The organism is Spirillospora sp. CA-142024 (assembly GCF_050942325.1).
Classification (GTDB): Bacteria; Actinomycetota; Actinomycetes; order Streptosporangiales; family Streptosporangiaceae; genus Spirillospora.
The window spans coordinates 563,677-588,489 of sequence record NZ_CP192077.1 but is presented as its reverse complement, the minus strand read 5'-3'; the positions used below and the strand labels follow the sequence as shown (position 1 = coordinate 588,489).

General features: G+C 71.6%; 24 protein-coding genes. 12 read left to right on the top strand and 12 right to left on the bottom strand.

Annotated elements, in window-relative coordinates; all coding sequences use genetic code 11:
• Positions 1-14: 14 nt before the first annotated feature.
• Positions 15-995 (bottom strand): threonine ammonia-lyase, encoded by a 981-nt coding sequence (locus tag ACQPZP_RS03015; RefSeq protein ID WP_433476088.1) that lies wholly within the window; start codon positions 993-995, stop codon positions 15-17.
• 100 nt (positions 996-1,095) lie between these two features.
• On the opposite strand from ACQPZP_RS03015, the gene ACQPZP_RS03010 reads away from it, so the two are divergent.
• Positions 1,096-1,869, top strand: coding sequence for a methyltransferase domain-containing protein (locus ACQPZP_RS03010; protein WP_433476087.1), 774 nt, complete (start codon positions 1,096-1,098; stop codon positions 1,867-1,869).
• Between the two features lie 99 nt (positions 1,870-1,968).
• Here the strand turns inward: ACQPZP_RS03010 and ACQPZP_RS03005 are convergent, their stop codons facing one another.
• The 3 genes from ACQPZP_RS03005 to ACQPZP_RS02995 form a co-directional block, all read right to left on the bottom strand.
• The gene (locus ACQPZP_RS03005; RefSeq protein WP_433476086.1) at positions 1,969-2,241 is read right to left on the bottom strand and encodes a hypothetical protein; all 273 of its coding nucleotides are present in this window, start codon (positions 2,239-2,241) and stop codon (positions 1,969-1,971) included.
• A gap of 110 nt (positions 2,242-2,351) precedes the next feature.
• A complete protein-coding gene (locus tag ACQPZP_RS03000) occupies positions 2,352-3,011 on the bottom strand; it encodes a response regulator (protein ID WP_433476085.1) in 660 nt (219 codons plus the stop codon).
• Complete coding sequence (locus ACQPZP_RS02995; protein ID WP_433476084.1) at positions 3,008-4,159, bottom strand: sensor histidine kinase; 1,152 nt, start codon at positions 4,157-4,159, stop codon at positions 3,008-3,010. The genes ACQPZP_RS03000 and ACQPZP_RS02995 overlap by 4 nt, the downstream gene beginning before the upstream one ends.
• Before the next feature lie 166 nt (positions 4,160-4,325).
• Between ACQPZP_RS02995 and ACQPZP_RS02990 the strand changes: the two genes are divergently transcribed.
• Genes ACQPZP_RS02990 through ACQPZP_RS02970 form a run of 5 tightly spaced genes read left to right on the top strand, consistent with a single transcriptional unit; the run spans position 4,326 to position 10,564 of the window.
• Positions 4,326-5,792, top strand: a complete 1,467-nt coding sequence (locus ACQPZP_RS02990; RefSeq protein WP_433476083.1) for an MFS transporter — start codon at positions 4,326-4,328, stop codon at positions 5,790-5,792.
• Between the two features lie 60 nt (positions 5,793-5,852).
• Positions 5,853-6,233 carry a cupin gene (locus ACQPZP_RS02985; RefSeq protein ID WP_433476082.1) on the top strand — a complete coding sequence of 127 codons (381 nt, stop codon included), beginning with the start codon at positions 5,853-5,855 and terminating at the stop codon, positions 6,231-6,233.
• Positions 6,230-8,065: an ABC transporter ATP-binding protein gene (locus ACQPZP_RS02980; protein WP_433476081.1), complete on the top strand. Its 1,836-nt coding sequence runs from the start codon at positions 6,230-6,232 to the stop codon at positions 8,063-8,065. The genes ACQPZP_RS02985 and ACQPZP_RS02980 overlap by 4 nt, the downstream gene beginning before the upstream one ends.
• A complete protein-coding gene (locus ACQPZP_RS02975; protein WP_433476080.1) occupies positions 8,062-9,807 on the top strand; it encodes an ABC transporter ATP-binding protein in 1,746 nt (581 codons plus the stop codon). The genes ACQPZP_RS02980 and ACQPZP_RS02975 overlap by 4 nt, the downstream gene beginning before the upstream one ends.
• A 16-nt stretch (positions 9,808-9,823) precedes the next feature.
• On the top strand, positions 9,824-10,564 hold the full coding sequence (locus ACQPZP_RS02970; protein ID WP_433476079.1) for a class I SAM-dependent methyltransferase: 741 nt from the start codon (positions 9,824-9,826) through the stop codon (positions 10,562-10,564).
• Positions 10,565-10,567: 3 nt separating this feature from the next.
• Here the strand turns inward: ACQPZP_RS02970 and ACQPZP_RS02965 are convergent, their stop codons facing one another.
• Positions 10,568-11,599 (bottom strand): aldo/keto reductase, encoded by a 1,032-nt coding sequence (locus ACQPZP_RS02965; protein ID WP_433476078.1) that lies wholly within the window; start codon positions 11,597-11,599, stop codon positions 10,568-10,570.
• Positions 11,600-11,724: 125 nt separating this feature from the next.
• Between ACQPZP_RS02965 and ACQPZP_RS02960 the strand changes: the two genes are divergently transcribed.
• A complete protein-coding gene (locus ACQPZP_RS02960) occupies positions 11,725-12,363 on the top strand; it encodes a TetR/AcrR family transcriptional regulator (RefSeq protein WP_433476077.1) in 639 nt (212 codons plus the stop codon).
• Here the strand turns inward: ACQPZP_RS02960 and ACQPZP_RS02955 are convergent.
• Positions 12,339-13,634 carry an MFS transporter gene (locus tag ACQPZP_RS02955; RefSeq protein WP_433476076.1) on the bottom strand — a complete coding sequence of 432 codons (1,296 nt, stop codon included), beginning with the start codon at positions 13,632-13,634 and terminating at the stop codon, positions 12,339-12,341. The genes ACQPZP_RS02960 and ACQPZP_RS02955 overlap by 25 nt on opposite strands.
• Positions 13,631-14,203, bottom strand: coding sequence for an ArsR/SmtB family transcription factor (locus ACQPZP_RS02950; protein WP_433476075.1), 573 nt, complete (start codon positions 14,201-14,203; stop codon positions 13,631-13,633). Before ACQPZP_RS02950 ends, ACQPZP_RS02955 begins: the two co-directional genes overlap by 4 nt.
• Before the next feature lie 162 nt (positions 14,204-14,365).
• On the opposite strand from ACQPZP_RS02950, the gene ACQPZP_RS02945 reads away from it, so the two are divergent.
• The 5 genes from ACQPZP_RS02945 to ACQPZP_RS02925 all read left to right on the top strand — a co-directional run bounded on the left by ACQPZP_RS02945 (position 14,366) and on the right by ACQPZP_RS02925 (position 18,641).
• On the top strand, positions 14,366-15,469 hold the full coding sequence (locus ACQPZP_RS02945; RefSeq protein ID WP_433476074.1) for a phospholipase D-like domain-containing protein: 1,104 nt from the start codon (positions 14,366-14,368) through the stop codon (positions 15,467-15,469).
• A 14-nt stretch (positions 15,470-15,483) separates the two neighbouring features.
• Positions 15,484-16,281: a class I SAM-dependent methyltransferase gene (locus tag ACQPZP_RS02940; RefSeq protein ID WP_433476073.1), complete on the top strand. Its 798-nt coding sequence runs from the start codon at positions 15,484-15,486 to the stop codon at positions 16,279-16,281.
• Positions 16,282-16,379: 98 nt separating this feature from the next.
• Complete coding sequence (locus ACQPZP_RS02935; RefSeq protein ID WP_433476072.1) at positions 16,380-16,937, top strand: GNAT family N-acetyltransferase; 558 nt, start codon at positions 16,380-16,382, stop codon at positions 16,935-16,937.
• Between the two features lie 22 nt (positions 16,938-16,959).
• Positions 16,960-17,157, top strand: a complete 198-nt coding sequence (locus tag ACQPZP_RS02930; protein WP_433476071.1) for a VOC family protein — start codon at positions 16,960-16,962, stop codon at positions 17,155-17,157.
• 98 nt (positions 17,158-17,255) lie between these two features.
• Positions 17,256-18,641, top strand: a complete 1,386-nt coding sequence (locus tag ACQPZP_RS02925) for an MFS transporter (protein ID WP_433476070.1) — start codon at positions 17,256-17,258, stop codon at positions 18,639-18,641.
• 3 nt (positions 18,642-18,644) lie between these two features.
• Here the strand turns inward: ACQPZP_RS02925 and ACQPZP_RS02920 are convergent, their stop codons facing one another.
• From ACQPZP_RS02920 to ACQPZP_RS02900, 5 genes are all read right to left on the bottom strand, one after another.
• A complete protein-coding gene (locus ACQPZP_RS02920; RefSeq protein ID WP_433476069.1) occupies positions 18,645-19,052 on the bottom strand; it encodes an RNA-binding S4 domain-containing protein in 408 nt (135 codons plus the stop codon).
• Positions 19,053-19,064: 12 nt separating this feature from the next.
• On the bottom strand, positions 19,065-20,033 hold the full coding sequence (locus ACQPZP_RS02915) for a 1-acyl-sn-glycerol-3-phosphate acyltransferase (protein ID WP_433476068.1): 969 nt from the start codon (positions 20,031-20,033) through the stop codon (positions 19,065-19,067).
• Between the two features lies 1 nt (position 20,034).
• On the bottom strand, positions 20,035-20,871 hold the full coding sequence (locus ACQPZP_RS02910; RefSeq protein WP_433476067.1) for a patatin-like phospholipase family protein: 837 nt from the start codon (positions 20,869-20,871) through the stop codon (positions 20,035-20,037).
• Positions 20,872-20,998: 127 nt separating this feature from the next.
• Positions 20,999-22,924 (bottom strand): glycoside hydrolase family 3 protein, encoded by a 1,926-nt coding sequence (locus ACQPZP_RS02905; protein ID WP_433476066.1) that lies wholly within the window; start codon positions 22,922-22,924, stop codon positions 20,999-21,001.
• Positions 22,925-23,379: 455 nt separating this feature from the next.
• Positions 23,380-24,489 (bottom strand): PRC and DUF2382 domain-containing protein, encoded by a 1,110-nt coding sequence (locus tag ACQPZP_RS02900; RefSeq protein WP_433476065.1) that lies wholly within the window; start codon positions 24,487-24,489, stop codon positions 23,380-23,382.
• Positions 24,490-24,813 lie beyond the last annotated feature (324 nt).

Sequence of the window (24,813 nt, the reverse complement as noted above, 5' to 3'; positions counted from 1 at the left end):
CCGGCCCCGCCCGGTCACCGGCCGTGCACGGCACTCGGACGGACCCAGCGGTGGTAGTCGTCCAGGTTGACGTTGCTGCCGCAAATGATGGTGACCAGGTTGCGACCGGCGAAGCGGTCGGGGTCCTCCAGGACGGCGGCGACGCCGAGGGCTGCTGAGGGTTCGACGACCAGGCCCGCATGCTCCAGAAGCATCCGCATGCCCGTGACGATGGAGGCCTCCTGGACCAGGACGGCGTCATCGGCCACCTTCAGCAGGTCGTCCAGGACGGCGGGGATGGGGTACCGGCCGGCGACGCCGTCGGCGATGGTGTCGGCGGAGTCGGTGGTGACGACCTGGCGCCGGCGCCATGAGCGGGTCATCGCAGGCGCGCCCTGGGGCTGCACGCAGATCACCTCTACTCCGGGCGCCAGGGCCTTCAAGGCGTAGCCCACACCGGTGGCCATCGCGCCGCCTCCCAGCGCGATCAGGACGGCGTCGAAGGAGGACGCCCGTTGCGCCAGTTCGAGGCCGATGGTCGCCGCGCCCTCGCAGGTCTCGATGTCCAGGCTGTCCTCGACCAGCCGGATGCCGCGCCGCTGGGCGATGTCGACGGCCCGCTGCCGTGCCATCTCGAAGTCGCCGTCGACCACCTCCAGCGCCACCCCCAGGGCGCGGATCCGGTCGAGCTTGGCGGCGGGCGCCCGGCGCGATGCCACGACCGTCACATCCAGGCCGCGGCGGCGGCCCGACCACCCCAGCGCCCAGCCGAGATTGCCGGCGCTGGCGCATACCGCCGCCGTCCGGCCCTGGTCGCTCAGCCCGCTCGCGACCAGCTCGGTACCCCGCGCCTTGAAGCTGCGGACCGGGTTCGCCGTCTCCAGCTTGATGCTCACCGCGCAGCCGAGCGCGCGTCCCAAGGCCTCGCACCGGAACAGCGGAGTGTCCAGGAACATCGGGTCGATCACGCGGCGAGCCGCGCGAATCCGGTCAAGATCAAGGCGCGTCTCGGGCACGACGTGACAACGTACCCCACGGACGGCGAGCGGCGGACACCCCACCGACCCGAATGGTCCGTTTGACTTCAAGTGAACTTTAAGCCGCAAGATCTCGGACATGAACGAGAACCGGACGACAGGCCGTTCCAGCGCCGACACCGACGCGCTCATCGCCCTGCTCGACATCGCGGACGACATGCCCGGGGCGAGCGAACTGCGCGCGCATTCCTACGAGTTGCTCAGAATCGCGCCGGATGCGGCGGTCGCCGACGTCGGATGCGGGTCCGGCCGCGCGGCCGCGGAGATGGCCGAGCGGGGCGCGCGGGCGGTCGGCATCGACCCCGACGAGCGGATGATCGGCGTGGCCGCCCAGCGCTGGCCCGTCGCGGACTTCCGCGTGGCGAGCGCCTACGACCTGCCCTTCGCTGACGGCGCGCTGCACGGCTACCGGGCCGAGAAGGTGTACCACGTCCTGGACGACCCCGCCCGCGCGGCCGGCGAGGCGCGGCGCGTGCTCGCCCCCGGTGGGCGCATCGTGCTGATCGGGCAGGACTGGGACACCTTCGTCATCGACTCCGACGACGCCGCGCTCACCCGCACCATCGTGCGCGCTCGCGCCGACCTGGTCCCCACTCCCCGCGTCGTCCGCCGCAGCCGCAACCTCCTCCTCGACGCGGGCTTCACCGACATCACCGTCGAGGTCCACACGAGGGTCTTCACCGACGCGACGATGGTGCCCGTTCTGGCCAACCTCTCCCAGAAGGCGCACTCGGCGGGGGCGATCAGCGAGGCGCAGGCCGAAGGGTGGATCGCCGAGCAGCGTGAACGGGGACGGCGCGGGCGGCTGTTCCTCGCCCTCCCACTGTTCGTGACTGCGGCCACCCGCCGGTGACCCCACCGGCGGCTCCGCCGACGACGAAGCGGCCTCGCCAGAGGCCGCTTCGACTTGTGGGGCCGACCGGCCGGGTGTGTTCATCGGCCGGTCGGTTGCTCAATCATCGGGGAAGTGCTTCCGATACGCTTCCCGGGCCTTCCGCGTCTTGGGAGTGGGCTTGCCGTCCGGGTCGCTCAATGTTTCCCAGATCGGTCGTCCGGCTGCTTCCTTGTTCTTGAACCGGGCCAGTTGCTCGGCACCTTCCCTGACGTCAGGATCCGAGGTCATGGCGGCCAAGACAATGTAGTTCTCAGCCTGATTCCTCATGGAGGCCAGCCGCTCCTTCTGAGCCGCCAGTTCTCTCTGTCTTCTTTTTCTGCGTGAAGCCATGATGGCTCCCCCTCGCGATGTTGATTGGAGTGGACGAGAACGGCTCTGCCGTCCTGTCGGTTACCGTCGCGCGAGGGGAGAGGTTGTCAAAGGGGCTTGGCCCTTACCGGTCAGCCGCGTTGTGGGGTGACGAGGCCGGATTCGTAGGCGAACACCACGAGCTGGGCGCGGTCCCTGGCGTGCAGCTTGGTCATCGCCCTGCTGACGTGCGTCTTCGCGGTGGTCGGGCTGATCACCATGTGGGCGGCGATCTCGTCGTTGGACAGGCCGCGGGCCACCAGCGCGGTGACCTCGCGCTCGCGGTTGGTCAGCACGCCGAGCCCCTCGGGCACGGGCTCGGGGCGGCGGGCGACGTACTCGCTGATCAGGCGGCGGGTGATCGCGGGAGACAGCAGCGCGTCGCCGCGGGCCGCGACCCGGACGCCCTGCAGCAGGTCGGCGGGCTCGGTGTCCTTGACCATGAAGCCGCAGGCGCCGGCGCGGAGCGCGTTGAAGACGTACTCGTCGAGGCCGTAGTTCGTGAGGATCACGACGTGGACGCCGCGCAGCCGCTCGTCGGCGGCGATCAGCCGGGTCGCCTCGATGCCGTCCATGACGGGCATCTGGATGTCGATGAGGGCGACGTCGGGCCGGTGCTCGCGGACGAGCGCGACGCCCTGCTCGCCGTTCGCGGCCTCCGCCACCACCTCGATGTCGTCCTCGATCTCCAGCAGGGCCCGGAAGCCGCCGCGGATGAGTGCCTGGTCGTCCACGAGCAGGACACGGATCACGATGGTTCTCCAAGGGGAAGCTCTGCGCGGACGGTGAAACCGCCCTCGGGGCGGGGCTCGGCGCGCAGCCGGCCGCCGAGCGCCGCGACGCGCTCGCGCATGCCGAGCAGGCCGGTGCCGGGCACGGGCGGCGCGTCCGGGTCGGCCTTGCCGTCGTCGTCGACCTGCACGACCAGCTCCTCGTCCGCATAGGCGATGCACACCGTCGCGGCGGCCCCGCCGGCGTGCCTGGAGACGTTGGTGAGCGCTTCCTGGACGATCCGGTACGCGGCCCGGTCGACGTCGGCCGGCAGCTCGCGGCGCGTGCCGGAGATCGTCACCGTGGCCGGCAGCCCGGTCGAGCGGGCCCGCTCCACCAGGTCGTCGAGCCGGTCGAGGCCGCTGGCCTGGGCCTCGCCGTCGGAGCCGTCGGACCCGCCCGTGTCGCGCAGCACTTCCAGGGTGGCGCGCAGCTCGCGTATCGCGTCGCCGCTGGCCTCCTGGATGGCCAGCAGCGCGGGGGGCACGTCCTCGCCGCGCTTGCGTGCCACATGGACGGCCACCCCGGCCTGGACCTTGATGATCGAGATGCTGTGCGTGAGGGAGTCGTGCAGTTCCCTGGCGATGCGCAGCCGCTCCTCACCCGCGCGGCGCAGGGCCGCCTCCTCGCGGGTGCGCTCGGCCTCGGCGGCCCGCTGCTCGACCTCCTCCAGGTACGCCTGCCGGTGCCGGGTCACCGTCGCGACCACGCCGGCCGCCACGAACCAGCCGACCAGCAGCCCGGTGTCCTGGATGGCCTGAAAGGTCCCATCGTCGCCGGGCAGGTTCACCGCCAGGACGCCGCTCAGGAAGACCACGACGGCCAGCGCCGCGGCCAGCCGATGGCCGACCCTGACCGCGGCGAACACCGCCACCATCACGGGGTAGGCGGCCACCGGGCCCGGCTGGACGTGCGCGGCGACCGCGAGCATGCAGGCCGTGCTGACGAGCAGCGGCACCAGGGGCGCGCGCCGCCAGGCGACGAGCGCGAGCGACCCGGCGAGGACGGCCACGAGGTCCAGCGCGCCCGCGCTGGGCGTGGTGAACACGATCACCGACACCAGGACGGCCATCACGCCGGCGAGCAGGCCGTCCTGAGCGAGCGGTCGCCACCGGTCCAAAGAGCTCATTTGTGCAGATTAGAGCCTGCCCGGCCGCCCGGTCCTCCGCCGCATGTCGCAATAAATCACTACTCCCAGCGGAGTACTCGGGCCGATCGTACTTCCCCGGTGCCGGACGAATGAGTCTCCCGGTGCACGACGACCGCCGACCTGCCCGAATATCACCATGTCCGGCATGCACACGATCAGAGAGTCGACAGAAAGACGATCGCCCATCGAATCAGGCGCCAAGCCGGGGATCACCCTCGCCGCGGTGGCGGTCGTGCAGTTCATGGTGTCGCTGGACCTGTCGGTGGTGAACGTCGGGCTCCCGCAGATCGGCGCCGGGCTCGGCTTCAGCTCGGTGGGCCTGACCTGGGTGATCCACGCCTACGCCCTCACCTTCGGCGGGCTGCTCCTGCTGGGCGGCAAGGCCGCCGACCGGTACGGCCGCAAGCGGGTCCTGCTGCTCGGGCTCGGCCTGTTCGGCCTCGCCTCGCTCCTCGGCGGCCTCGCCCAGGAGCCCGCCCATCTCGTCGCGGCCCGGGCCGCGCAGGGCGTCGGGGCCGCCGCACTGGCCCCGGCCGCGCTCGCGCTGCTGACCGCGGCCTTCCCGTCCGGCAAGGCCCGCATCCGGGCCTTCGGCGTGTGGAGCGCGACGAACGCCGCCGGAGGCGCCCTCGGTGTCCTGATCGGCGGTCTGCTCACCGAGTACGCCGGCTGGCGCTGGGTGATGTTCGTCAACGTCCCGATGGCCGCCGGCGCGCTGGCCCTGGCCTGGCGAGGCGTCGCCGCGGGCCCGCCTCCGGCTCGCGGCGGCCGCCCGGACGTGCTCGGCGCCGTCCTGGCCACGGCGGGCATGACCCTGCTGGTGTTCGGCATCGTCCGCATCGACCAGGACTCGTGGACGTCCCCGGTGACCCTGCTGGCCGCCGCGGTGCTGCTGGCGGCGTTCGTCCGCGTCGAGCGGACCACCACCCGCGAACCGCTGATCCGGCTGGGCCTGTTCGCCAACCGCTCGGTCGCCGGCGCGAACGGCTTCAACCTCCTGACGGGTGCGGCCATGGCCTCGTCCTTCTACTTCATGTCCCTCTACCTCCAGCACGTCCTCGGGATCGGGCCGGCGCGGGCCGGGCTGATGTTCATGCCGTTCGCGTTCGCGGTGATCGTCGGCTCCGTGCTCGCCGTCAAGCTCGGCTACCGCCTCGCTCCGCGGACGCTCCTGGTCGGCGGCGGGCTGGTCACCGCCGCCGGGTTCACCTGGTTCGGCCTGATCAGTGCCCACGGCGCCTTCGCCACCGATGTCCTCGGCCCCTCGGTAGTCGCCGGGACCGGCTTCGGGCTCTGCCTTGGACCGCTCGTCTCCATCGCCACCGCCGGCGTCGCGGACCACGAGACCGGCACCGCCTCCGGCCTGCTCAACAGCTCGCGCCAGATCGGCGCCTCACTCGGGCTCGCCGTCCTCGGCACCCTCGCGTCCAACCGCACCGGGCAGACCGTCACACCCCAGACCCTCAACAACGGTTACGCGCTCGGCCTGTCCCTCGGCGCCGCGCTCCTGCTCGCCGCCGCGCTCCTCGCCCTCACCGTCCTGCGCGGAGCCGGCTCGCCATCACGAGCCGACCAGGTAGATGACCGCGATCTGCTCGCCGTCCGGGATTGACCGGCGATCCCACTTCCGCATCAGCCGAAGAAAAGGTCACTCCAGGAAGGGTGCCTCGGCATGACCGTTACCCCGATCGATCTCTTCGCGTCCTTCATCCGCCTTCACCAGGGCGGTCAGGTGCACGCCGAGCCGCAAGCGTCCGACGGTGAGCGGGACGGCTGGCAGCTGATGGCCTTCCACGCGAAGACCGCCGCCGACGTCCACGCCGACCACTGGGAGGTCCACCCCGAGGCCGAGGAGATCGTGTCCTGCCTCATCGGGAAGATACGCCTCTACCTTCGCCCGGAGCGACCGGGGCAGGACGAGGAAGAGATCAGGCTGCCGGCCGGAACCGCGGCCATCGTCCCGCGCGGGCGATGGCACCGCATCGAGCTGGACGTCCCCAGCAACATCATGGCCGTCACCCTCCCCCGCGGCAGCCGGCGGGAGAAGCGATGACCGCCACCGGCCTGGCCGAGGCGAGGGAGACGGCCGCCCCGCCACCGGACGCCGAATCCGCGGCGGGACCGAGCCTGGCGGGGCTGCTGCGCCCGCACGGACGTAGTTTCGCCGCCGTCGTGATCCTGCAGGTGGTCGGCGCTGTCGCGGGTCTGGCGCCGCTGCTGGCGGTCGTCGAACTGGGTCGCGCCCTGCTGTCGCCGGGCCCGGTCGACCACGGGCATGTGTGGACCGTCGTGATCGCGGGTGCGGCCGGCCTGTTCGTCCGGCTGCTGTTCACGGCCGCGTCGTCCGGGATCGGGCATCTTCTCGACGGCCGCGTGCAGCTGTCGTTCCGGCGGCAACTGGCCGCGCGGCTCGGGCACGTGCCGATCGGCTGGTTCTCCCGCCGCCGGACGGGCGAGCTGGCGAAGGTCGTGGGAGAGGACGTGAGCGCGGTGCACCCGTTCATCGCCCACAGCCCCGGCGAGCTCGTCTCCGCGTTCGTGGTGCCGCTTGCGTCGCTGATCTATCTGTTCACCGTCGACTGGCGGCTCACACTGATCACGCTGATACCGGTGGCGCTGGCGGTGGCGCTGGTCCCGCTGATGATGACGCCGGCCCGGCTGCGCGAGCAGACGGACTTCGACGCGGCCATGGGACGGATCGCGAACTCGGTCGTCGAGTTCGTCCAGGGGATCTCCGTGGTCAAGACGTTCGGCGGATCCGAGCGCGCCCACCACGAGTTCCGCGAGGCCACGGACGACTTCACCCGCGTCTTCTACCGGATGGTGCGCGGGCTGTCCGCGATCGCCGCGGGGATGCAGGTGGCGCTGTCGCCGCCGTTCGTCCTGCTGGCCGTGCTGGTCGGCGGAACGGTCCTCATCACGAACGGTTCCATGGCCGCGGCGGATCTGCTGCCCTTCCTCCTGCTGGGGCTGGGACTGACCGCTCCGGTGGCGGCCCTCGGCCACGGCTTCGACGACATGCAGGCGGCGCGGCGCGCGGTCGGCCGGATCCGGGACGTCCTCGCGGTGCGGTCGCTGCCGGAGCCCGCGCGCCCGGTCGCACCGCGGGGGCACCGGGTGGAACTGCGTGACGTCCGATTCGGATACGAAGCCGATCAGGAGGTTCTGCGCGGGATCGACCTGGTGCTCGAACCGGGGACGGTCACCGCGATCGTCGGGCCGTCGGGAAGCGGGAAGTCGACGCTGGTCCAGCTGCTGCCGCGGTTCTTCGACCCGACCCACGGTTCGATCCTCCTGGGCGGGGTCGATCTGCGCGAGCTCGGCAGCCGGGAGCTCTACCGGACGGTCTCCTTCGTATTCCAGGACGTTCGCCTGCTGCGCGCGTCCGTCGCGGACAACATCGCACTGGCGGTACCGCATGCAGACCGCGACGACATCGTCCGCGCCGCCCAGCTGGCGAATGTTCACGATCGCATCCTCGAACTGCCGCGCGGATACGACACGGTGATCGGTGACGACGCCGGGCTGTCGGGCGGCGAGGCACAGCGGATCTCGATCGCCCGCGCGCTGCTCGCCGACACGCCCGTTCTGGTGTTCGACGAGGCGACCGCCTTCGCCGACCCGCAGACCGAGCAGGCGGTGCGCCGGGCCCTCGCCACGCTGGAAGGCGATCGGAGCGTCCTGGTCATCGCCCATCGCCTGGAGACGGTCGCCGGCGCCGACACCGTCGTGATGCTGGAGAACGGATCGATCGTCGAGCGCGGCAAGCCCGCAGATCTGCTGGCCCAGGACGGAAAGTTCGCCGCGTTCTGGCGGTCCCACCCGTCCGTGGTCGCCGACGCGCTCCCAACCCGCGGCGTACCGCAAGGAGACGAGCCCCGATGATTCGAATGCTGCTGCGCGTGCTGGGTCACGAGTACGCCCGGCCCGTCCGTCGCACCGTGGCCCTGATGACCATCACCGCGACGGCCGAAGGTTTGTCGTACGCACTGCTGGTTCCGGTGCTGCGGGCGCTGTTCGGGAGCACACCCGCGGACGCCCGGCCATGGCTGATCGCGTTCGGGGCCGCGGTCGCGGTCTACGCGGCGCTGCGCTACCGCAGCGATCTGTCCGGATTCCGCGTCGGGACCACGCTGCTGCACGGCATGTACCACCGGCTCGGCGAGCATCTGGCCCGGCTGCCCATCGGCTGGTACGCCGCGAGCCGCGTCGGGGAGGTGTCGGTCATGGCCAGCCGCGGCGTCCTGCAAGCGATGAGCGTGATCGCGCACCTGCTGGCACCGTTCATCACCGCCTGCGTGACCCCGCTGACGATCGTCGGCGTGATGCTCGTCTTCGACTGGCGCATGGGGCTCGCCGCGCTGGCTGCCGTTCCGGTCGTGGCGGCTATCCAGATCTGGGCGGGACGCTCGATGGACGCGGGCGACGCGGAGCGCCACGAGCGCGACCGCGAGGCCACCGGACGAGTCATCGAATACCTCCAGGCCCAGCCGGTGCTGCGCGCCGGCGGCCGGACCATCGAGCGCTTCCAGACGCTCGACGAGTCGCTGCGCGGACTGGAGCGCACGTCCCGCCGTACCGTGCTGTCGGCGCTGCCCGCCAGACTGGGCCTCACGCTCACGGTGCAGGCGATGTTCACCGTGCTCTTGGTCCTGGGCGCCCACCTCGCGCTCGGCGGGAGCATCGGCGCCGCGGAGGTGCTGACGATCCTGGTTCTGGCGGCCCGCTGCGCGGATCCGCTGCTGTCGCTGTCGGACATCGGTGGCCAGGTCCGCGGCGCACGTTCCCAGCTGGCCAGGCTCGACGCGGTGTTGCGGACCGAGCCGCTCCCGGAACCCCGCGAGCCGATCCGGCCGGAACACCATGGACTGGAGTTCTCGTCCGTCACCTTCCGGTACGGCGACCGCACGGTGATCGACGACCTTTCGTTGTCCGTGCCGGAGGGGCAGCGGCTCGCCATCGCCGGGCCCTCGGGCGCCGGCAAGAGCACCCTGCTGCAGCTGCTCGCACGGTTCCACGACGTGAACGCGGGTGCGGTGCGCATTGGAGGCGTGGACGTACGGGGCATCGACACCGAAGTGCTGATGGCGCAGATCGCCATCGTCTTCCAGGACGTCTACCTCTTCAACGACACGATCGAGGAGAACGTGCGACTCGGCCGTCCCGACGCCGGCAAGGCCGAGGTGCGGGCGGCGGCGACGGCGGCACGGCTGGACGAGGTGATCGAGCGGCTGCCCGCGGGATGGGCGACCAACGTCGGCGAGGGCGGCGCCCTGTTGTCGGGCGGTGAGCGCCAGCGCGTCTCGATCGCGCGTGCGCTGCTGAAGAACGCGCCCATCGTGCTGCTGGACGAGGTTACCTCCGCGCTGGACCCGGTGAACGAGGCGGCCGTCCATGACGGCATCGAACGCCTGATGGCGGGACGGACGGTCGTGATGGTCGCGCACCGGCTGCGGACCATCCAGCGCGCCGACCGCATCGCCTTCCTGGACGGCGGCCGGATCGTGGAGGAAGGCGGCCATGACGAACTGCTCCGCCGCAACGGCCGCTACGCGGACTACTGGAACATCTCCCTGACGGGCGCCGCGCTGCGTGCTCCCGGGGCCGACATCCTGCGTGACATTTGAGAAGTACTCTTGGCCGGTGTTCTCGCCTCAAGGTCCGTCTCTGCGTGAACTGGCGATCCAGGCGCTGTCCTCGGTCGAGCGCGGCTACGATCTGCTCGCTCCGAAGTTCGACCACACGCCCTTCCGCACCTCCGATGCGATTCTCGACGCGACCGCTGACGCGCTGCGTCCGCTCGGGCCGTTCGGCCGGGGGCTGGACGTGTGCTGCGGCACCGGCGCGGGCGTGCGGACCCTGGAACCCCTGTGCCAGGAAGGGGTCACGGGCGTCGACTTCAGCGCCGGCATGCTCGCGCAGGCGCGCACGGCACACCCGGACGCCGAGTGGGTGGAGGCCGATGCCCGGGCGCTGCCCTTCGCCGAGGACTTCGACCTCGCGGTCACCTTCGGAGCGCTCGGACACCTGCTGCCCGCCGAACGGCCCGCGGTCTTCGCCGGGGTGCACCGCGCGCTGCGCCCCGGCGGGCTCTTCGCCTTCCCGATCGGCGCACCGCCGCCCCTCACATCGGCCTGGTACTGGGCGCTGCTCGGATTCGACACGGCCATGCGGGTCCGGAACGCCGTGTGGCGTCCCCCGTTCGTCATGTACTACCGCACCTGTCAGTTGCACGCGCTCCGCGACGACCTGGCTGGAGCCGGTTTCACCGTGACGACGGTTCCCTTGACGGCCCTGGGCCGACGGGAGGACGGCAGCCCACGCGGCGGGCTCCTCCTCGCGCGCAAAGGCGGGACCACGGCGGACGCGTCCGCCAGGCAGTAGCGGTCAGGCGGCTGCGCGTTCGTCGGCGGCCCGGCGGCGGAGGTTCGGACGCTGGAGGGCCGGGGGCAGGTAGGCGGACTGGTCGGGCATGCCGACATCGGTGCCGGGCGGCACGATCTCGTCGATCCGGTCGAGGATCTCGTCGGTGAGCCTGACGTCGACGCCGGCCAGCAGGTCGTCGAGCTGCTCCATCGTGCGCGGCCCGATGATCGCGCTGGTCACGCCGGGATGGGCGATCGCGAACGCCATCGCGAGGTGCGTCATCGGCAGGCCCGCCTCTTCGGCGAGCGGAACGATCCGCTCGACGGCATCGAGCCGCTGCTCATCGCCGAAGCTCGTGAAGATCGCGGCGCGGCGGAGGTCCGTCTCCCTGCCCTTGCGGAGGCGCCCGGTGAGCATCCCTTTCGCGAGCGGGCTCCATACCAGCGTGCCCATCCCATAGCGTTCGGTGACGGGGAGCACCTCGGTCTCGATGCCGCGGTTGAGTATCGAGTAGGTCGGCTGCTCACTGCGGAACCGTTCCAGGCCGCGCCGCTCGGCCACCCACTGGGCTTCGACGATGTCGGAGGCGGGCATCGCGGACGACCCGACCGCGCGGACCTTGCCGCTGTGGATCAGGTCCGAGAGCGCGGACAGCGTCTCCTCGATGTCGGTGTCGGGGTCCGGACGATGGATCTGGTAGAGGTCGATGTGGTCGGTCTGCAGGCGGCGCAGCGAGTCCTCCACCGCGGTCATGATCCAGCGCCTGGAGTTGCCCCGCTGGTTGGGGTCATCGCCCATGGGGAGATGCAGCTTGGTCGCGAGGACGATGTCGTCGCGGCGCCCCTTGAGCGCCTTTCCCACGATCTCTTCCGACTCGCCCCGGGAGTACGCGTCGGCGGTGTCGACGAAGTTGATCCCCGCGTCCAGCGCTCTGTGGATGATGCGGATCGAGTCGTCGTGGTCGGTGTTGCCGATGGCCGCTCCGAACATCATGGCGCCGAGCGCGTAGGGACTGACCTTGATGCCGGTCCGGCCGAGGGTGCGGTACCGCATGTGGTTCTCCCGAGGTCGTGGTCGAGGTGTGCCGAGCGCGTCCGGTGCCGTACCCTGAACCGAACCGGAAAGCCCTTCCAGAACTATACGGAAAGCCGTTCCGGATAAGCAAGCGAAGGAGTGCCGTGACGGAGAACTTGGCGCCGGCCGGGGCCGGCTCGACCGGGCCCGCGGGGCCGGGCGCACCCGAACGCGCCCCGCGCCGGCTGCGCGCGGACGCCCAGCGCAACATCGACTCCTTGCTCGAAGCGGCGAAGACCGTCTTCGGCACGTCCGGCGTGGACGCCCCCGCGAAGGAGATCGCCGATCTGGCCGGGGTCGGGGTCGGAACGCTGTACCGGCATTTCCCGCGGCGATCGGACCTGGTCAAGGCCGTGTTCCAGCGCGAGGTGGACGCCTGCGCCGACGCGGCCCCGGTGCTGACCGCCGCGCACGAGCCGGGGGCGGCGCTCGCGAAGTGGCTCCATCGGTACACCGAGTTCCTCGCGACCAAACGCGGGCTCGCCACCGCCCTTCACTCCGGCGACCCGGCGTTCGACTCGCTGCCCGGCTACTTCATGCAGCGATTCGAACCCGCCCTCGGGTCCCTGCTCGAAGCCGCGACGGCGAACGGCGAGATCCGCGGCGACATCGGCGCCGAGGATCTCCTCTACGCCGTCGCCAACCTGTGCATGCCCGTGGCGCAGGAGGGAGTCGCGTACAGCCAGCGCATGGTCGCCCTCCTCGTCGACGGACTCCGCTACGGCGCCGGCACGGCGACCTGATGTCCGGATCGGTGGTCCGGCAGGTCGCGGTGGTGGCGTAGGGGGCCGATCAGCAGGATCGGGCCGGTCAGGGCCAGGGCGCTCGTGATGATCCACATTGCCGGGCGGACGCCCAGCGCGTCGCCGAGCGTCCCGCCGAGCAGTGCGCCGAGCGGGATGGTCCCGTAGCCGACCAGCTGCATGCTCACCGTGACCCGGCCGAGCAGGGCGGGCGGGCTGTAGGTCTGCCGGAAGCTTCCCTTGAGGACGTTGCCCACCGCGGCCCCGGCGGCGACCGCGAACCCGCCGGCGACCGTCAGCGCCAGCCCCGCCCCCGGCGTGGTGAGCGGGATCAGCAACCCGAAGGGGGCCGCGCCGATCTCGGCGGCGAGCAGGCTGCGGGACGAACCGAAGCGGCGGGCCCAGAAGGTGGCCGAGGCGGCGCCGAGCACGCCGCCCAGGCTCGCCGCGGCCGCGAGGGCGCCGACCATGCCCGGGCTCACGCCGACCTCGCGGATCAGGAAGACGACCAGGATCGACTGGTAGCCGATCAGCCCGATGTTGCTCGCCGCCGAGAACAGGGCCAGCACCCGCAGATAGGGGTCGCGGCCGACGAATCGGAGGCCCTCGCCGATCTCCCGGAGCAGCGTGCCGTTCCGGCGGGCGTCACCGTCGCGGGGTTCGCGGGCCCGGATTCCGAGCAGGCAGAGCGCTGAGACGAGGAAGCTCGCCGCGTCGAGGAGCAGCGCGTTCACCGCACCGGCGAACTGAACGACCAGGCCGGCCGCGCCCGGACCGCCGACCTGCGCCGCGGCCTCGGTCGACTGGAGCTTCGCGTTGCCATCGGCCACCTCCTCGCGGTCCAGCAGGGACGGCAGGTAGGCCTGGTACGCCGTCTGGAAGAAGACGCTCGCGGTGCCCGCGCCCAGCGCGACGCCCAGCAGATGGACGATGGTCAGCCGGTCCAGCCAGGCGGCGACCGGCACGCTGAGGAAGAGCAGCAGGGCGGCCAGGTCGCCGGCGAGCATCACCGGCCTGCGCGGCAGGCGGTCCACCCAGGCGCCGGCGGGCAGGCCGATGAGCAGCCAGGGCAGCCAGGCCGCCGCGGACAGCAGCGCCACCTGGAAGGTGCTCGCGTCGAGCGTGGCGACCGCGACCAGCGGCAGGGCCACGCTGGTCACGCTGCTGCCGAGCTTGCTGGTGGCCTGGCCGATCCAGAGCAGCCGGAAGTCCCGGTGCCGGAGCAGACCGCCGGGCCGGCGCGAGGCGCGCGGCGGCGAGAGTGCGGTCACGGCCGCGCCGGCACGCCATGGGTGAACAGGAAGACGGGTTCGCGGGCCTGCCCGTCGTCGGGGACGTCCCGCCGCTCCCACCGGTCGAGCAGCGCGAGGATCTCCCGCTCCAGCTCGTTGAGCTCGGCCGGGGTCAGGTGCAGCCATTTGTCGACGGAGAAGGCCGCTCCGTTCCACTCCGGGCGCCCCTCCCTGGCGGCGTACCAGGCGCGGACCAGGCCGACCTGGCGGTCCAGGTTGAGCGAGGCGGCCGCCTCGGCCACCACCCGCCGGGCCGGGTCGTCGTCGAAGTCGCCGGTCACCCAGCGGTACCCGGGCGCGACCGGCCGCCACCAGCGCTCGCGGCGGTCCTTGGCGAGTTCCGGGGCCTCCACGATCAGGCCCGCCGCGCCGAGCGCCCTCAGGTGATGGCTGATATTGGCCACCGCCTGCCCGGTCCGGTCGGCGAGGACGCTCGCGGTGGCCGGGCCGTACACGTTGAGGGCGTCCAGAAGACGCCGGCGGAGCGGGTGCGACATCGCGGCCAGCACCCGGGAGTCGGTCACCTTGGGCAGGTCAGCGTCCGTCATGAGGCCATGGTGATACCTGCAACAGTCATTGCGCAACAGTTATTGTGCAACTTCCCTCCGGCAGACCATGCGGCCGAAGCACGGGTTCCGCCTTGGTGATCAGCAGGGGTGTCGCTGGCGGACGTGATGTCAGACTGAAGTGGCGAGAGTTGGGGGCCTGTCATGGGTGTTCGGGTCGGCGGGATCGAGCTTTATGCGGGGCCCACGGTTCTGGGTGGGCCCGATGATCTGGACGAGGTGATCCGGGGCTTCGTCGCGGGGGCACGGCACACGCTCCGGGTCGCGGTGCAGGAACTGGACTCCCGTCCGATCGCCCAGGCGGTCCTGGCGGCCCGCGCGGCCGGGGTGCGGGTGCAGATCATCCTGGAGGGCGACTACCTGCGGGAGGACCGGCCCGCGGCGGATCCGTGGACGGCGGCCGGGGCCAACGAGGAGAACCGGCTCATCTACGCCGCGCTGCTGCGCGCCGGTGTTGATCTCATCACGGACCTGAACCCGGCGATCTTCCATCAGAAGTTCATCGTCCGGGACGCCGGGGAGTCGACGGCCGCGGTGCTGACCGGATCGGCGAACTTCACGCTGACCGATACCGGGATCAATCCGGCGAGCGGTGCGGCTGGTAAGACGGGCGACAACCTCAACCATGTGCTGATCCTGCGAGGGCAGCGCGCCGCCGCCCTCTATCTGGAGGAGTTCCTCCGGATGCGTTCCGGGACGTTCGGGGCCATGCACGAGCGCGTCGAGCCGCGCCCCGCGGAGTTCCGGCTGGGGCAGGTCCGGGTCAAGCCGCTGTTCGCGCCCCGGCACGGGCCGGAGATGGAGATCATGAAGCAGATGCTCAAGGCCGCGGCGACAGTGGACTTCGCGATGTTCACCTTCGCCCGGTCGTCGGGCATCGACGACACCATGATCCGGCTCGCGCCGTCGCTGCGGCGCGTCCGCGGCGTGCTGGACCACGGGCAGGGCGCGCAGGCGTGGTCGGCCACCGAGCCGCTGAAGGCGGCCGGAGTGGAGCTGTTCGCGAACAAGCCGGGCACCGGCGTCCGGAAGGTGCACCACAAGCTGATGGTCATCGACGAGCGGCTGGTGATCGCCGGCAGCTTCAACTACACGGCGCCCGCCACGACGCTGAACGACGAGAACATCATCGTGCTGGGCGATCTGGAGGAGAAGCGCGAGGACGCCGAAGCCGCCCAGCGGACGATCGCCTCCTTCGCGCTTGAGGAGATCGTCCGCACCATCACCGAACTCAGCCGACCCGTCTAGGACCGGCGACGGCCGTGGGCGACGTCTGGTCCGCCGGGGACGCGTACGAGGGCTACATCGGCCGGTGGAGCCGGCCTGTGGCGGAGGCGTTCTTGCGGTGGCTGGACGTGACGGCAGGTCGGCGTTGGCTGGACGTGGGCTGCGGAACCGGCGCTCTGACGGAGACCGTGCTGACCGCGGCGGATCCCGAGCGGGTGGTCGGCGTTGATCCTTCCGAGGGGTTCCTGGCCCATGCCCGGGAACGGATCGGCGGCGACGCGCGAGCGACCTTCCAGGTCGGCGACGCCCGGTCGTTGCCGGTGCCCGATCAGGGCTTCGACGCCGTGGTCAGCGGGCTGGCGCTCAACTTCGTGCCCGGACCGCGGCCCGCCGTGGCCGAATTCGTGCGCGTGACCGCCCCGGGTGGCGTCGTCGCCGCTTACGTCTGGGACTACGCCGAGGGCATGGCCATACTGCGGTGCTTCTGGGACGCGGCCACCGCGTTGGATCAGGCCGCAGCCGAACTGGACGAGGCCCGCCGCTTCACCGACTGCCGCCCGGAGCCGCTCGCCCGCCTCTGGACGGACGCAGGGCTGGGAGACGTCGCCGTCCAGGCGATCGAGGTTCCGACGGTGTTCTCCGGCTTCGACGATTATTGGCGGCCGTTCCTCGGCGGTCAGGGCCCGGCACCGGGATACGTCATGTCGCTGGACGAGGAACACCGCCGCGCGCTGCGCGAACTGCTCCGCGCCCGGTTGCCGCTCAGGCCGGACGGTTCGATCCCGCTCACCGCCAAAGCCTGGGCGGTGCGCGGACGGTCGGAGGCGCAGTAGTTCGTTCACGCGGCCGCCCGGCCGGCTCGCCGATCATGACCGACTGTGGCCTGGGGCCGGGCGTCCGGAGCGCGGAGACGGCGGCTAGGTTCGGACGGGTGCTGGTCGGGACGCGGGTCACGGTTCGGCCGGTGGCGGCCGAGGACGGGGCGGCGTTCGTCGTGCTGGCCAGGCAGAGCCTGCGGCTGCACCGGCATCTGATCTACGCGCCCACCACCGCGACCGAGTTCGGCCGGTATCTGGCGCGGTTCGACGGGGTCGCCGCGGTGGGGTTCGTCGTGCGGCTGAACGGTTCCGGCGAGTTGGCCGGGCTGGTGAACATCAACGACATCACGTGGACGCCCGAGCGGAGGGGTTTCCTCGGATTCGGCGGGTTCGCGGCGACCTCGGGTCACGGTTACGTCGGCGAGGCGGTCCGGCTGGTGGTGCGGTACGCGTTCGAGGACCTGGGCCTGGACCGGCTGGAGGCCGACGTCCAGCCCGTGAACGCGGCATCCAGAAAGGTCGTCGAACGGGCCGGATTCCGTCTGCTGGCGTCGCCGCCGAAGGCCATCCGCATCGACGGAGAGTGGCGGGACCACGAGCGGTGGGTGCTGACGGCCGAGGACGCCCGTGCCGCCGAGCGTCCGCAACCCGAGACGACTCCCGATCGATGACGGAGGAGGCGGCGGGCAGGCCATGCCGGACGGACGGGTGCCCGAGCCCGGCGGGTGGAACCGCATCTCACTCCAGGTCGACGACATCGACGCCGAGGTCGGCCGGCTGGACAAGGCCGGCGTCCCGTTCCGGAGCACGATCGTGACCGGAGTGGGCGGCAGGCAGGTCCTGCTGGACGACCTGTCCGGGAACCCGGTCGAGCTGTTCCAGTACACCTGACCTGGGACGTTCACCGATCGGGCACGGCACATACACGGTCGGTGCGCGGGCACTAGTGGTTGGTGACATCGGCGCGGCCCGGGCGGCCGTGGGGGCGGGTGGGCACGGCACTTGTCGACCGGCTCGGCGGGAGGCGCCGGGCCCGCGTCGTGGTGCTGCTGGCCTGCGCGCTCGCGCTCAACGCGGCCGACACCGGGGTGATCGGGGCGATCGTCCACGAGCTGCGCCATTCACTGCACATCACCAACACGCAGGTCGGGATCTTGACGGCGGTGCCGGCGGCGGTCGGCGCGGTGGCGACCGTGCCGGTGGGGCAGCTGACCGACCGGGTGCCGAGGGTGCCGCTGCTGGCGGGCAGCGTGGTGCTGTGGAGCCTCGCGATGGTCGTCGGAGGGCTGGCCCAGTCGTACGAGTGGCTGCTGGCGTCCAGGGTGGCGCTCGGCGCGGTCACGGCGACGGCCGGGCCGACGGTCGCGTCGCTGATCGGCGACTACGTCCCGCCCGAGGAACGGGCCGGGACCTACGGCCGGATCCTGGCCGGCGAGCTCATCGGGGTGGGGTTCGGGCTGCTCGCGGGCGGGAACATCGCGGCCTTCGTCAGCTGGCGGGTCGCGTTCTGGTTCGTCGCCCTGCTGGGGCTCGGGCTTGCGGTGCTGCTGTGGCGGATGCTGCCGGAGCCGGAGCGGGGCGCGCAGGGGCCCGGCACCGGCCGGGGCGGGCGGGAACTCGCGCAGTCGCAGGTGGACAGGGCCGGCGTGACGGCGGATCCGCGGAACGTCCTCGGCATGGATCCCGAGCGGATGACGCTGCTCCAGGCGGCCCGGCACGTGCTCGGGATCCGGACGAACGTGATCATCATCGTGGCGTCCGCGATCGGCTACTTCTTCTTCGCCGGGCTGCGCACGTTCGCGATCGTCTTCGTGCAGGAGCGGTACACGATCGGCCGGGGCGAGCTGTCGGCGTTCCTGCCGGTCATCGGGCTGGCCGCGCTCGTGGGAGTGCTCTTCGGCGGGCGGCTGGCCGACCGGCTGGTCCGCGCCGGGGCGATCACCGCGCGGGTCACCGTGCCGGGGGTGGCGTTCGCCGTGTCGGCGCTGCTGTTCCTGCCCGGTCTCCTCACCGGCGAGGCCCTGATAGCGCTGCCGCTGTTCACGCTCGCCGCGGCCGCGCTCGCCGCCGCGAACCCGCCGCTGGACGCGGTCCGGCTGGACGTCGTCCACTTCCGGCTGTGGGGCCGCGCGGAGTCGATCCGGACGATCGTCCGGATGGCCGGGGAGGCGGCGGCGCCCGTGCTCTTCGGATGGCTGTCGGGCCTGCTGGACTCCGGCCGGGGATCGGCGACCGGCCTCGACCGGGTGTTCCTGCTGGCCTTGCTGCCGCTGGCGCTCAATGGCCTGCTGCTGCTCAGGGGGCGGCGCACCTACCCGCAGGACGTGGCGTCCGCCCTGGAGTCCGAACGCCGCTACGCCGACGGCCCCGCCTGAGCGTCACTCAGCGTCCGACGGCGGTTCGTTCAGGATGCGGTAGCGGTCCAGGAGGCGTTCGAGCTCGCGGCGGTCGCGCTTGGTGGGGCGGCCCGCCCCGCGCTCGCGGCGGCCGACCGGGATGAGCGCCTCGCGCGGCGGCGGGGGCGGGCTCTTGTCGATCAGGCACTTCTGGGCGTCGGGCGCGCCGACCCGCTTACGGATGATCTTCTGCACGACGACGATCCGCTCCCGCCCGTCGTGCCGGAGCCGGATCTCGTCGCCGGGCTTCACCGCGGTGGACGGCTTGGCGCGCTCGTCGTTCACGCGGACATGGCCCGCCCGGCACGCGGTCGTCGCCATCGAACGGGTCTTCAGCAGCCGCACGGACCAGATCCAGAGATCGACCCGCACGGACCCCTCGTCGCCCATACGTCCATGATGTCACTTCGGCGCGGGTGCCCGGTTGGCGCTGATCCACGCGTCCGCGCGTTCCCACTGCCCGTAGAGCCAGCGGACGCGGGCGTCCCGGTCGCCGGGGACGTCCGCGGCGGCGATGCGCCACCAGCGGGCGCGGACGACGCCGGTCAGCGGGACGCGCCGCCAGATGTCGCCCGGCGTGGCCATGTGGTCGAGCCCGCAGTGCGCGACGAACACCACGTCGGCGGACGGGGCCGAGTCGAGCGCGGCCAGCACGCCGCCGGGACGCGGCGGCATCAGGTTGCGCATCGCGGCGGCGCGGACCGCCTCGTGCCGCCGCCGCAGCCGGGTCAGCCGGCGGATCGCGCGGCGGCGCCGCTCCGGCGAGAAGTTGCCGCCCTCGGGAAAGATCAGCAGGGCGTCGCGGGGGCCGAGGTCGCGGGCGAGCCGGCCGATGTTCCCGGTCGCGCCGCCGCCGGGCGTGACGAACACGTTCGGCATGCGGTTCGCGGCGATGTCGACGCACGGGTCGAGCTGGAGCTGCGCCTTCATGACCACCCGGGGCCGGCGCCCGTAGTCGGTCAGCAGGTGGTGGACGAGCAGGAGCGCGTCGCCGGGCCCCGCGTGCCGGCTGAGGATGATCAGCGGACGGCCGGGGCCGGACCCGTCCCCGCTGCCGTCGATCTCCACGCGCAGGCCCAGCCGTCGCTGCGCCGTCGCGTAGAGGGCGGCGACATAGCGGCGGATGACGTCGTAGTGCTGCTCGTCGTGGGTGCGGCCACGGAGCCACAGCCATCCGCATTCAAGGACGGCGGCCGATTCGCGCGTCCCCCACACCAGCGTGAACCAGAGCAGCCGCAGGGCCCGCTTCCGCTCGCGTCCGGCCAGCGACGTCACCACGTAGGCGACCGGGAACAGCACGACGACCAGCAGGGTCAGCAGGAACAGCAGCGGTGTGAACACCAGGCGGCGGACGAAACGGGGCGGAACCATCTCACGCTCGCTCCTTCAGGTACGTCAACGATGCCTGATAGGCGCGCTCGATGTGAGCCTGGATTCCGGAGACGTTCCGGTAGCGCATCTGGGCGAGGTCGACGCCGGCCTTCTGCGGCTTGCCGCCCGCGGGCAGAACGTGCACGGTCAGGCCGTCCGCGAGGGTGGACATCTCCTCGAAGAACCGGTGCCGGCGCGCGATCTCGAACGCGACCAGGCCGACCTCCCACGGCCGGCGCGGCGGTGCCAGGTCGCGTTCGATCCGCCCCACGTGCAGGACGTAGATGGTGGTGGCGCCCAGCATGACGGCCCGGCCGACCGGGATGCTGTGGACGAGCCCGCCGTCGAAGTAGTGCCGGTCCCCCACCCGGACGGGCGGCAGCAGCCCCGGCGCGGCCGACGACGCGAGCACCGCCGGGATGACCGGACCCGCCGTGAACCAGTGCGCCATCGCCGTCTCGATTCCGGCGGCGACGCACTGGAACGGGACCTCGAGGTCTTCGAACTCCGAGACGGGGAGGAGTTCGTCCAGCATCCGGCGCAGCGGCTCGTTCGAGTGCAGGTGCGTGCCGGAACGGGCGAGGGTCAGCAGCCGCGCCCAGAGGCGGGAGCCGAACACGTCGCGGACGGAGTCGTCCGACCACAGGCTGGTGAGCCGCTCGACCGCGGTGGCCGGTTCCGCCGCGACGAACACGCCGTTCAGCGCCCCGATGGACGTCCCCACGACGAGGTCGGGCCGGACGCCGGTCTCCTCAAGCGCCCGCAGCATGCCGACCTCGTGCGCGCCGAGCACCCCGCCGCCCCCGAGCACGAACGCCACCCGCGGCTCCCGTCCCACCCGGGCCTCCCTTCCACGTGCCAGGGGCAACCTCACCCGTGGGAACCGGGATAAACAGGACCGACCGCCCAGGGTGGTGGACGGCCGGTCCTTCGTGCGGCGATGCCGGTCGGTGTCAGGGTCAGGGTCAGCGGCTGCGCATCTTCAGGCCGTGGCCGTAGGGGAACAGGGGGTTGTAGTTCCGGTCGCCGACGTTGATCGGCTCCTGGTTCTCACTGCGCGGCCATGTCACCGACAGCTTCCCGGTGAACGGGCGCTTGCCGAACAGGACGTCCGCGACGCCCGCGCCCTCGCTGCCGGGCAGCCAGGACATGACGAACGCGTCCATCTTGGACAGCTGGTCGGTGACGATCTGCGGGCGTCCCGCGACGTCCAGGACGACGCAGGTCTTGATCGCACCGCAGACCTTGTCGATGTTCGCCTTGTCGGCGTCGGACAGGTTCAGCGTGTGGCCGTTGCCGACGTCGCCGACGCCCTCGGCGTACGGCTTCTCGCCGACCACCACGATGCCGACGTCGCTGCCGGACGTCGGCGCCGACGCGTCCGCACTGTAGGTGACGTTGGACGAGTTCTGCTTGATGCCGTCCAGGATGGTCGTGCCGGGGATGATGTCGCCGGACGACCCCTGCCACGTGACGGTCCAGCCGCCGGCCTGGTTGCCGATGTCGTCGGCGTTGGCCCCGGCCACGTAGATCCGCCCGTTCTTCTTCAGCGGCAGCGCGTTCCGGGAGTTCTTCAGCAGGACCTGCGACTTGGCGACGGCCTCGCGGGCGACCGCCCGGTGCTCCGGCGACCCGATCGTCTTGGCGTTGCTCCGGTCGGTGTAGGGGTGCTCGAACAGCCCGAGCTCGAACTTCGCCTTCAGGATGCGGCTGACGGCGTCGTCGATCCGCGACATCTTCACGCGTCCCGCCTGCACCTCCGCGAGCAGGGTCTGCTCGAACTGCGGGGCGCTGTAGGGCTCCATGAACATGTCCATGCCGGCGTTGACGGACGTCCGGACCTGCGTGGCGTAGTCGCCCGGGATCTGGTGGATGGCCTCCCAGTCGCTGATCAGGAAGCCGTCGAACCCGATCTTCTGCTTGAGGACGTCGGTGAGCAGCTCCTTGCTCGCGCTCATCTTGACCGGGTTGCCGGCGCCGTCCTCCTTCCAGTCCACGCTGGAGAACGACGGCATGATGCTGCCGACGCCGTACTTCTTCACGGCGACGACGTACGGCGCCAGGTCGACCTTGGCGAAGTGCTTGCGGTCGGTGAGGGTGACACCCTGGTCGATCGTGTACGTCCCGCTGGTGGACGAGCCGAACACGGTGTCGCCGTCACCGGCGTAGTGCTTGGCCGTCGCGAGGACGTGCTTGTTCGTCGCCAGGTCGCTCTTCTTGCTGCCCTGGAAGCCCTCCAGACCGGTCTCCATCTTGATGACGAGCCCCGGGTCCTCGCCGAAGCTCTCGTAGGCCCGTCCCCAACGCAGGTCACGGGTGACGCAGACGCAGGGCGCGAACACCCACTGGGGTCCGGTCGCCTTCGTCTCCATCGCCGTGATCTGCTCCTCCTTGCGGACGAGGCCGGGATCGCGGGTCGCGCCCATCGCGATGTTGTGCGGGAAGACGGTGGCGCCGACGAGGTTGTTGTGCCCGTGCACGGAGTCGATCCCGTACAGCAGCGGGATCTTCAGCCGGGTCGCGAGCGCCTTCGACTGGTAGGCGTCGACCATGTCGGCCCAGCCCGCGGGGGTGTTGTCGGCGGGCACCGAGCCGCCGCCGGAGAGCACCGATCCGAGGGCCAGTGTCGTGATCTGGTCGCGGTCACCGTCGATGGCGCCGCGCTCGGCCTGCGTCATCTGGCCGATCTTCTCTTGCAGGGTCATCCGGCCGAGCAGGTCGCTCACCCGCTGCGCGACGGGCAGCCGCGGGTTCAGGTAGGCGGCCTGCCGGGGGGCGGCGGCCAGCGCGGGTTGCGCCGCGATCGCCGATGGGAGGGCGGCGATGGTCGCGACCGCGACCAGTGATCGCCCGATCCGGGAAGCGATGACACGTCTGTGGGGGTATGGCAAGTCGTCCCTCCTGGGTCGCTCCGAGGACGCCGCGCGGCCCGGCGGACCGCGCGCACGACCGGACGCCGGGGTCATGGCTCGCCCGGACGGCCATGACCCCGACGCCGGCGACGTCGTCACCCAGGAACCTCCCCCGCCCGCCCTCCATCTGTCAACAAACCTGCCTATTGGAGACCGGCCGCTGACGGAATCTGTGAAAGAGGGGTTGACGGCCACGCGTCGAATCGGAACAAAGCCGGTCGGACCGCCCGTCCGGCTTCGGCCGTACGCCGGCCACCCGCACACCCGGCATGACCGTCTGCACGGCCGTTCGGCCCCACTGGCCACACCCGGTCACCGGCGTCCCCGCGGCCGACGCCGCCGCGGAGACACCGGGACGGGCGCCCGGCCGGCCGGCGGGTGAGCAATAACGGCCGGCCGGGCGCGCCGCCATCCGGGGTGGTACGGGATCGGGGCTAGGTGGACGGACGGTCCCGGTCGGTCCGGCGCTCGGCACGGGCGGCGTCCTCGCGGGTGACCTCGATGCGCTCCTTGCGGAGTTCGCCGCGGACCGTCTGCTCGTCCTGGACCTGCTCGGTGCGGAGCCGGACGCGCTCGACCGGGACGGTCTCCTTGGCGATGACCGGGCGCTCCTCGTAGAGGATGATCTCCTGGTCCTCCTCGGAAATGGTGATCTTCGGGTCCGGCCGGCCGCCGGTGATCGGCTCACGGTCGACCTTGAGTTCCTCGTGCGAGACCGGGATCGTCCGCTCCACCATCTCGGTCTCGACCCACTTGTGCACCCGGACGCGGCCGGCCTCGTGCCGCTCGGTGTCGATGCGCATCTGCTCCTCGGACCGGGTGATCTCGGTCATCGGAGCCTCCGCGCCCTCGCGCGCCGACTGCGGCGGCATCGTCCGGCCGGTCGCCTGGCCGGAGGTCCCCGCCCGGCCACCGCTCGTCCGGCCGCCGCCCGCCTCGCCGGCCCTCGCCTGGCCGCCGCCCGCCTTGCCGGTCGCCGCCTGGTCACCGGGCGTCCCGCGCTTGTCCCGCTCGGGGTGGACGGCCATGCCCGCGGGGCCCGCCATGCCGGGGGCCCCGGCGGCGCCAGGCGTCCCCGCCGCGCCCGGTGCCCCGGCGGAACCGGCCGTGCCGGCCGTGTCGGCGGTGCCGGCCGTGCCGGCCTTGTCTGTCATGTCCTCGGCGCCCGCGGTGCGGCGGTCATCGGCCGTGTCGGAGGGGTCCGCTTCATCGCCCGTGCGGCGGCCGCCCGGGGGACGAACGCCGTAGTGCCGGTACAGGTCCACGATCTGCGCGTGCGAGAGGTGTTCGTCGGCGTCGACGTTCGGAGCGCCCTTGATGGTCTCCTTGTCGTACGGGACCTGGAGGGCGTCCTGGGCCTTCCTCGCACCGGACAGGGGGACGAAGCTCTCCCGCATCCCGAACCATCCGGTGTGCACGGTCACCCACTCCGGGGCGCCGGAGTCGTCGTTGAGGTAGACCTGCTTGATCGTGCCGACCTTCGCGCCATTGGTGTCGGTCACGCTCATGCCCATGAGCTCCCGCACCTGTGTCTGCGTCTGCACGTGACACCTCCGCTTCCGTGAACGCTCCCGGACGGCAGGGGGCGGGGGGATGGCGATACCCGCCACTCGGTAGCGGTGTTCTGTTGATCCCGAGTTGCCGGATTACCTTCTGCTTTTCCGTGCCGGGGCGCACTAAACGCGTTTGCACGATTATGGCGAACGATTTACCGAATACTTACAGCGGTCGCGCGAGGGATGCCGCGTCACTTATCCGACAAATGCGGCCAGACTTCTCATTCAAGAATGGCGCCGTGCGCAAAATGGTGATCATTTTAGTTTGCGGCGGTTTCGTTTCTCCGGGTCCGCGCAAAGACTGCGAAAGGA